6 protein-coding genes and 2 pseudogenes are annotated in these 9,070 nt (G+C 30.9%); 4 read left to right on the top strand and 4 right to left on the bottom strand.

The window, feature by feature from the left end; all coding sequences use genetic code 11:
* Positions 1–219 (top strand): YhjD family protein (locus AC1DCY_RS26250; RefSeq protein ID WP_477355375.1); only part of this gene is annotated, 219 nt, incomplete at its 5' end.
* 215 nt (positions 220–434) lie between these two features.
* Here AC1DCY_RS26250 and AC1DCY_RS26245 read toward each other — a convergent pair.
* The 4 genes from AC1DCY_RS26245 to AC1DCY_RS26230 are packed head-to-tail and all read right to left on the bottom strand — an operon-like array spanning position 435 to position 7,229.
* Positions 435–1,175 carry a hypothetical protein gene (locus AC1DCY_RS26245; protein ID WP_477355372.1) on the bottom strand — a complete coding sequence of 247 codons (741 nt, stop codon included), beginning with the start codon at positions 1,173–1,175 and terminating at the stop codon, positions 435–437.
* A 5-nt stretch (positions 1,176–1,180) separates the two neighbouring features.
* On the bottom strand, positions 1,181–2,914 hold the full coding sequence (locus tag AC1DCY_RS26240) for a tyrosine-type recombinase/integrase (protein ID WP_477355369.1): 1,734 nt from the start codon (positions 2,912–2,914) through the stop codon (positions 1,181–1,183).
* A 6-nt stretch (positions 2,915–2,920) separates the two neighbouring features.
* On the bottom strand, positions 2,921–5,875 hold the full coding sequence (locus tag AC1DCY_RS26235) for a hypothetical protein (protein ID WP_477355366.1): 2,955 nt from the start codon (positions 5,873–5,875) through the stop codon (positions 2,921–2,923).
* Positions 5,868–7,229: a hypothetical protein gene (locus AC1DCY_RS26230; protein ID WP_477355363.1), complete on the bottom strand. Its 1,362-nt coding sequence runs from the start codon at positions 7,227–7,229 to the stop codon at positions 5,868–5,870. The genes AC1DCY_RS26235 and AC1DCY_RS26230 overlap by 8 nt, the downstream gene beginning before the upstream one ends.
* Positions 7,230–7,427: 198 nt before the next feature.
* On the opposite strand from AC1DCY_RS26230, the pseudogene AC1DCY_RS26225 reads away from it, so the two are divergent.
* The 3 genes and pseudogenes from AC1DCY_RS26225 to AC1DCY_RS26215 all read left to right on the top strand — a co-directional run.
* A pseudogene (locus tag AC1DCY_RS26225) lies at positions 7,428–8,489 on the top strand (DinB/UmuC family translesion DNA polymerase); the annotation flags it as partial.
* 12 nt (positions 8,490–8,501) lie between these two features.
* Entirely contained in the window at positions 8,502–8,834 is a 333-nt protein-coding gene (locus AC1DCY_RS26220; RefSeq protein WP_477355360.1) for a YolD-like family protein, read from the top strand.
* A gap of 96 nt (positions 8,835–8,930) precedes the next feature.
* A pseudogene (locus AC1DCY_RS26215) lies at positions 8,931–9,070 on the top strand (aconitate hydratase); the annotation flags it as partial.

Raw genomic sequence — 9,070 nt, 5'->3', positions numbered from 1 at the left:
GATTCATTGCTAAAGGATCTAAGACAAGAATATTTTAACCTCAAACGARAACTTGCACAAAAACGTATACGAGTAGTAGGTTGGCAACCAGTAGATGAATACTTTAGTGACGTGCAAGTTGCCACTGCAGGTAATGATGTAGTACTCCGCTATGCAAATCAAGCTCTTAAATCACAAGTGGAAAAACTGTTGACTAATCATATAAGCAATAACAAATGACAGGTACTAGTCCTGTTTTTTTGTAATAAAAGCCACTCGTTTGAGCTTTGTTGTCTACTATTCATTGATTTTATATAAACTGTTTCTCTTTTTCTAAACTAAAAAGATTTGAGAAGATATTTAAGAAAGTTACAACTATATTTCCGATAAACAAAAAAATAAGACCCTTGTTTCAGCTTTTGAAACAGAGTCTTATTTTCATGTTAAGAAGTTAATTAATTTCTCATTTTTTTCCAGTTCGCTAATACGACATTGTCTTTTTTATCAGTGTCAGTGTCTTTAACATCATCTTTAATAGAATTATTATTTTGATCTGACTTAGATTCGAGGAATGAATGAAGATTATCCAAATTATCAAAAGCATCATGATTTTCTGAAGCTGATATTTGGTTTACTAGCCCATACTTTTTTCTATATTTGTCTATACCACTGTGATGTGCCATTTCTAAAGTCATTTTTTGATATTTCTTTATTGTTTCCTTAAGTTCATTTACATTAAGCTTTAATGAAATAATATGCTCTTCCAATTCATTATTTCGTGCGGTTAAACTGATATTCTTAGCTAAAGATTCATGTAAAAAATTCTCAGAGGGTAAAAGATGTTCTAATAATTTAGTCTTATCATGAGAATATTTTTCGACAATGTCAGAAAAGTTTGGTATTTCAAGCTTTAAACCTGTTTCCGACTCGATTTTTATAGTGATGGGTTCATTTGCTATTTTAATGAATTCATTTCCCCAAGTAGACCAAACATCTTTCTTGTATATTGTTGGAAATTCGTCTGGATTTATCTTATTCATTTCCTCAGAGAATCTTACCATATCGGCCATTTTGATTATTCCTGAGGGGTTTTTTTCTCTATACAGATAAACTAGGTTCTTTAACCTATTTTGTTCTTCTGGATTATCATATTTTCTTTTCCTTCCGGCTCCTTTGGGATTTCTTGTTTTAATCATTAATTTCACTCTTTCTCTTTAAAGATATTTGTAATAAGCGTGGCATAATCATGGATATCACCTATCGTTAACTTGGATTCTCTGGCCAATTCCTCCAGTTCGATAGGGCTAATCCGACAATTTTTATATTCTACTTTCATGTCTTTGTAAATTCTTTTAAGTGTATCGGTTCTATTTTTAAGTTTCTTCTTTAATCCAGTTTTTACTTCAATAATCTCCTTGAGATTTTTTTCTATTTCTTCACGGGGAATCCAATTTTTTGAGCAGAAGAGGCAAATTCTAGATTCGCATCTTTTTAATTTGTCTGTACAAAAGCCGATTTCAACCTCATCTTTGAAGTCAAATAATTCTTCAGGTGCAAGTGATTTAAGAACAATATCTTTTATTGCTAGAGTGGAGTCGAAGCTACCAGTATCATTTTTATTTATTAACCGATTTTCTATAATTGTTCCATATGCTTTAGAATCAATAAAAAATTCGATGTGTTTTTGATAATGATATTGAGATTCTAAATGTTGATGACCTGCCATCCGTGCAATAGTAAGTGGATTAAAACCTTGAATCATCATACTGCAAATGGCATAGTGTCTGGTATCATTGGGTTGTATTTTTATAATCTGTTTATCAGTAATAAATTCATTAAATTCTTGATCGATATTCATTTTTTTTTTATATTTCTTTTTAATCCAGTCTGTTTTTTTTATTGGTTCAAGATTAAAAGTTGCATTTATGACCTCCGTATAAAATGAATTTAATAGATTATTTAACATATATAGAACAAAATAATTCGGATTTAATTTTCTTTTTCTGACTTGTGATGGAAACTGGATCATCGTACTTCGATAAACTGAAGCAGAGATAAGTGTACTGGTTTCACCAAAAGGTTCAGAGATAATAAGGTACCTTTGTATAAGGTTATAAATTTCTTGAGATATTGGTAATGTATCAATTATCTCAAAAGTTTTTGTTGTGGCTTTTTGTTTTTGTCTAGGCAATGTTATGTAATAGGTATTCCCTTTGACAGACAGACAGTTTCTTTTAATTGAACAAAATTCAGAAGGCCTCATTGGTATAATCGAAGTTAATTTCCACCATATTAAAATTGGTGAAAACTTCAATTCGTGCTGTGCGTCCCATATTCTAGCGTATGATGTAAGTATATAACTAAATCTAATAATGTCCTTAAATGGAGGCAAGTCTCTTGTGTTATAAGAACGAGTAACCTTTGCGGACAATGAACGTAATTGGTTTAAAAATAATTCAATATAGGGATCCGCGTTTCTACTACTGTATATATAGTCAATGAAATTTACACCGGAAAACAAAATAGGGCTTCGGATTGAGGAATCCAAATTATTTAAAGCAGATTCGATCTCATCGATATCTTGAAGTAATAAATTATTAGTAATTGTTAAAAACTCTTTTAAATTATGTAAATAAATTGCGCCTGAACGTGGCTTTATTTTTAGTAAATAATTTAAAATCCAGCATTTAACTTTAATTTTTATTTCAGAGTCAATAATGTCGTTAAAAGTGAAATATTTCTGAATATTTATTTCCTTGTTATCTACCAATGTCCAATTATCTTCATCAAATTCCCCGTTGATTAGAACATGGTTAATTTTTAACTCTACAATTATTTCTTTAGCTATTTCTATGGATTGGTTAGTTATAAATTCATCATCTGAATATTCCTCTATATCATCGTAATTGTCGGATTTTTCGATAATTTGCGGCAAGTTTGCTCACTCCTCTAAAAGCGCTAATTTTTGCGTGAATAAATTTTCTCCACCATCGTAAAAACTAAATACATAATCCTCTCCAAATTTTTCTATTGTTTTTATAAGAAGGTTTTGGATTTTTATTAAGGTGTTTTGTTCTCTTTGTTTTACGCCTTTTTTGTTTGAGTTTTTATACCTCTGTATACTATTTTCAAATTCATTAAAGATTGAAGTTAAGGCATAAACATTATGAACAGCAAATAGACATTGATTACAGCTATATTGGTTTGAAGGTCTATGACAATTAGGATAAATTAGACATTGAGTGTTTGGATTTTTTGCTGGCATTTGTCCTAGATACATATTTCGTATATGCTCTAATGCATCATCGGGTGATAAAGATAAAAGTTGGTCCATTAAATTTTGTTCTTGCTCACTCATTACTTTTGAAAAGAAGTTAAAAAGATTTTCAACTTCAAATGGTTCAAAAAATTGTTTTACATATGAAATTTCTGTTGTTCTTTCTTGTAATGAACTCTCTTTAACTTCTGTTAAAAGTTCTATTAATTGTTCGTATAAAAAGCCAAATTCACCTCGATTAAATAAATGAATTGAAATTTGGTTCTCACCATAGCCGATATATTCTTTTGTTACCTCAGTTTTATGTTTGCGCAGTTTCATAACCAATTCAAATGCTGAATTACCTTTCCCCTTTTTTTCTTGTATAGAATAGAAAAGATGTTCCATAAGAGAACGATTAGCAATTAATGGCGAAAATTTGATGTGTTTTAAATCATCACTTTTCTTGAAAAAAAAGTTAAAATGACTTGCTCGAATCGTATTTTTCTTTTTGGTTTCGCTAGTAAAATCAATTATTGATGAGGAATTATTTTTACGTCTATGAAATTCACAAATACACAATGCAGTTACCATAGGTATAACTAGATCAAGGTTACATGTGAAATCTCTAGGCATGCCATTTTTGGCTGTAACTAAGTTATAACTTCTAATGATATTAATAATTTTTTGAGCCTGAGGTTTAGTAAGTTTATGAATTTTAAACCATTCAATATTTGGCACTCCAATTAGTTCGGGTTGAATAGGGGGAATGCGAAATACATCGCTAGGTCTCCAAGCATTAGTTAAAAGGATCATTATGAATAACCATAAATTTGCGTACTGTTTATCGACAATAGCATGATTTAAGTGATTATCGAGTTTTAAGCAATAATTGTATATATTAATCCAATCCTCAAAACTAATTTTTTCTTTTTCCTTATTAGAACGTTTGTTTCGTGGGCTAGGTATTTCTTCAAGTGAATATTTGCATAACCTTTCTTTTTTCACGAATGATAAAATATCCCATAAATAGGTTTTTTGTTTTATTGATGGACAATTATCGATGAATAATTGTACTTCTGCATTGTCAAAGTGGAAAAGTTCCTTTTTTAGATTGTAGTTGATTAAATATTCAATCGATATTAAGTATTCTCTTTTATATCGGTCTGAGGTATCGGGACTAGCTTGTCTTGTAGAGAGATACTTTTCAGCAAAAGATTTCAATACCTCCGCGGTTTTCTCAAGATGTTCAGGTATTTTTCTTAACTCTATATAATTTTTAATATAATCGCTTAAATCAAGATGCAATTGCTCGAATACAAGTGAAAATAATTCTTTGTTCTCCAAAAAACGTAATGCCTCTTGCTTATCATATAAATATTTACCAGTTAAATTTTTAAAAAATTTCATAAACAAAGGCATTTCAATGGCGGTTATTGGGATATTTTTAAAAGTTTTCTGTAGATTTAATTTAACTTGTAGTTCATGTCGTGTATAATATTTTTTTCTTAAATCATTAATCATCTCTAAATAATCATTTACCTCTATTTTGTTAAGTTTCCAATCTCCTTCATTGTCACTAGGTTCAATAAAATCTATAAATAAGTTTTTATATTCAGACTTTTGTAAAAGGCTATATAGAGTTTTCTCTTTTCTTAATGAGAGTTTTTCAATATTTTTTAAAGTATAATAATTTTGTTCTTCATATGACAAATTCGGATTTGGAATACTATCTAACTCATATTCTTTCATAAATTGCAGTGCTTTCACTTTCTTTATATATATCTGATAATTAATAATAAGTTTGTCTTCACTTGAGAATATTTTAGTTAAGTATTTAGGTGTAAGTTTTAATTTATCAACTATATAGTCCAGCTTAATGTAGTCATTTTCCAACGATTCTATAAATAAGTGAAGTGATTCTTTTGTTATCCAAAAAGTATTGCTGCTAACACCGTTACTTTCCAATCCAAAATCTGTTTTGTGGAATTTTAAATAGCCTGCTTTAACTAATTCCATAATTGAAGATATACTACTTACTGCATAACCAAGTAATTTTTTTACTTCACTAACTGAATAGTGTTCTTCTAAAAAAATTTTTTCCTCAGCAACAACCGTTTCTACTTCTTCTATAGGAAAGTATAATCCTTGTTCTTTAAATCCAGTGGGCGCATTTATAGGATTAAGTTTTCTAATCTTTGTATAATATTTTATCCTTTTAAATCCTAACCCATATTTTCTATTTAGGTCTTTTGTAGAAATATGGGTTAGGAATATTGCCCTTTTTTTATCCAATGCAATCTTAAAATCGATAGCAGAATTTTTAGTGATATAAACGTATTTCCCATTAATAGGGGGGATTGGTTTTATTATATTAAGAAGGGGGAATTCATCAGGGTAATGCAATTCGACATTATGGAGTCCACCATATTTAGGTATTCCTACTATTGTTGTAAACTCACCTATATCGTAACAACCATTCAATATTTTTAGTTCATAATTCATATACTGCTTAACGGTACCCTCGTTATAATGTTTACCATCAAATCCGATTAGTTTTAACTCAGCTAATCTTTTAACTTTATCTGGACTGAAACCTGTTAAATCTACAACTTCTTTTTGCATTAGTTTTTTATCCAAAAGTTAAAACATCCTTTCTGGAAAGTGATTCTACTATTCCTTCATTGTATTGTTGTGATAAATTAACTGTTTCCACATCCAAATTATCACTCGAATTAATACTCTCTTGATACATTTCTTGCAAGCCATCTTGGATTTCATGAAGAATAGCTTCTTTACTCATATAGGCAAGTGCAGATGCCAGATTCTTATCTCCTCGAAGAAGGGCCAATTCAGATGGTCCATTAACTACCTTTGCCATCATATTAGTATAGATACGACGACCGATATGAGTGTTCCAGGAATTAGTTGATAAAAGTGAGTAATAAGCTGGCATTTCTTTTTTAACAGTTTTTAAAAATTTTTCTTTAACTTTTTTAAACCTGGCATCATACGTATCACCACTCATTGGATTACCATCATTATCAATAAATAATGCATTATGTTTATTAATTTTTTGTAAAGTTTCCAATCTACTTTTTAGATTTTTTAATAAGGTTATCGAGATACCTGGTATAACTTGAATTGGTTGTATTGGGAAAATTTTTGTATCTCTTTTTACTGAGCATGATGAAATATCGTTCAACCTCTCCCATAAATAAGGTTTGTATCCTATCCTGACAGATAAACCAAACTCACCGTTAGGACCAATCTCTCGTAGGTCACTTCTTAAAATATTTACCACTTCACCTCTGCGTAATCCTCCAAATATTTGAAGATAAATACCAAATGCAATTTCAGGTGCCACTGAATCTGCTACTTCCAATAATAATGTAATTAATCTATTGTTAGGGAAATGCTCTAATCTTAATTCATATCTTGTTACATTTTTAGCCGGTAATGAAAATCCATTTCCAATAAAGATAGAACCGATTGCTGCTTTGGAATTTTTCGATTTGTATGTATTTTCATCAATAATATCTGCCAACTGACCTTGGATAATTTTTTTATCTTTTAAGAATTTGAAGAAGTATTTCAGATACATATCAGCATGTTCTAATGTTCCTCTAGATCTATATCTACCTTTTTCATCTTTCTTTTTCTTGTACTTAGTTGTTTTTAGATGTGTTAAAAAGTCAATACCATGCGAAAGGGTTAGATCTTTTAAGGAGTTTATTTTATAGATTCCATAGTTATCAATAATCAACCAATTTAAGAACTGCACAACAACGTCTGCAGCTCTTTTTTGTGTATTATAATTGTGATCTGTTTTTCCATAGTGATGTTTAATAAAATTTGTAGCAGGATGTACTTTAAAAAAGTTTGTTTTTGTATCTTCTACAACTATAGTTGCATATTCCACATTATAGTCCAAATCTAAATCTACACTTGCTTTTTTAACACTAAATTTAATACCTTCATAATTGTAATCCATATTTTTTCCTCCCCTTGAAAATCTAATAGACTTCTTACTATTTGAAAACTTTTAAAAGTATCAAAGTTTTTCTAAAAATATTAATCTCTAAAAATATAATTATGAGATAAATTAATTTTATGTCATAAATACCGGTGAAACAATCTTAATATTAAGAATCTTTAATATGAATCTAATTATCAGAAAAACCACCCACATAACCGTCGTTATGAAATACCTAAACATCCTGACATTAGATTGTTTGAGCCTAAAATGAGTTTCTTTATTCAAATGTCGATGACGATTACAAAATTGATCTCTAATTACGTCCCAGTTGATGCTATACATGTGTATAGTGTAGACGAAAGTTTTGTTGATTTAACCGGCACTGAAAAGCTTTGGGGTTCACCTGAAGAAACGGCTAAGGAAATACAAAGGGCTATTCTTGATCAATTTAATATACCTAGTGCAGTAGGGATGGGACCAAATATGTTAATAGCCAAATTAGCTTTAGACCTTGAAGCAAAGAAAACAGGCTTTGCTAAATGGACGTATGAAGATATTCCAAAGAAATTATGGCCAGTTCGCCCCCTTTCTGAAATGTGGGGAATCGGTAAACAGATGGAAGCAAATCTAAATGCTATGGGGATACAAACAGTCGGTGGTTTGGCTAATACAGATCTAAAAGAATTAGAAAAGCGCTTTGGTGTAATGGGCAATCAACTCTATTACCATGCATGGGGAATCGATTTATCTACATTAGGGGAGCCGTTAATAACAAACGGAGCTTTAAGTTTTGGGAAGGGCCAAATGCTGATGAGAGATTACCACACACGTAAAGAAATTTCTGTAGTGCTCCTTGAAATGTGCGAGGACGTAATGAAGCGAACACGGGATGCAGGTTATGTTGGCCGTACAATTAGTATTGGTCTTTCTTATAGTCGAAACGCTATGACCAAAGGATTCCATCGATCTAAAACGATTGCAGTACCAACAAGCGAGACACTTGTGATGTATAAAACTTGTATTGAATTATTGGATAAACATTTTGCAGGTGAACCAGCTCGGCAGTTATCTGTCCGAATAACCAACTTAGAGAGAGAGCATAGCATTCAATTGGATTTATTTGATGAACGTAAGCCACAGCGTCAAATAATCGGTCCTACAATGGATGCAATACGCAACAGGTTTGGAGCTACCTCAATATTAAGAGCAGTTTCTTTCACAAAAGCTGGTACAGCTATTAATCGAGATCGCTTAGTTGGTGGTCATTTGGCATAGGAGTGATTTATTATGATACAAGACAGAGGTAATATTAAATGGGCATCGATGATGTTGCCGGAGCATTTGGAGCTTCTTAGAGAGTACAAACAAGAGCGCACAGAACAGCCAAGAGAATTGACTGAGTGGGAACTGGAAGAACTACAGAATACAATCGATCGAGCTTTTAATCAGCAATTGCACATAAAATTAGAAGAGTGGAAAGACTACAAAATCACACAATGGACTGGAATAATCAAATCGATTAATACTAATGAACTCATACTTGAAACACTACTTAAAACGAAAAGTATTCCAATCCAAAGTATTCAATCAGCTCAATTGGATGCTGATTATTATGATTAAAGCCGACGAAAGACAGTTACTTCATAAGTATCTTTTGTTAGAACTAGCAGTTAAAAATCATTGCAGGTTGACTATTGTAAATTAGAGCAGTTTAAAATGAAAACGGTATTTCTTCCAATGATGGATTCATTGCTAAAGGATCTAAGACAAGAATATTTTAACCTCAAACGAGAACTTGCACAAAAACGTATACGAGTAGTAGGTTGGCAACCAGTAGATGAATACTTTAGTGACGT

Source organism: Lysinibacillus sp. 10T31 (genome assembly GCF_056394365.1).
The sequence above is the reverse complement of the archived record's forward strand: the minus strand, read 5'-3'. Positions and strand labels throughout refer to the sequence as shown.

What these genes read in the sequence shown, in the direction of transcription:
- AC1DCY_RS26245 (WP_477355372.1), bottom strand. Translation starts at nt 1,175, where the DNA reads ATGATTAAAACAAGAAATCCCAAAGGAGCCGGAAGGAAAAGAAAATAT.
- AC1DCY_RS26230 (WP_477355363.1), bottom strand. Translation starts at nt 7,229, where the DNA reads ATGGATTACAATTATGAAGGTATTAAATTTAGTGTTAAAAAAGCAAGT.
- AC1DCY_RS26220 (WP_477355360.1), top strand. Translation starts at nt 8,502, where the DNA reads ATGATACAAGACAGAGGTAATATTAAATGGGCATCGATGATGTTGCCG.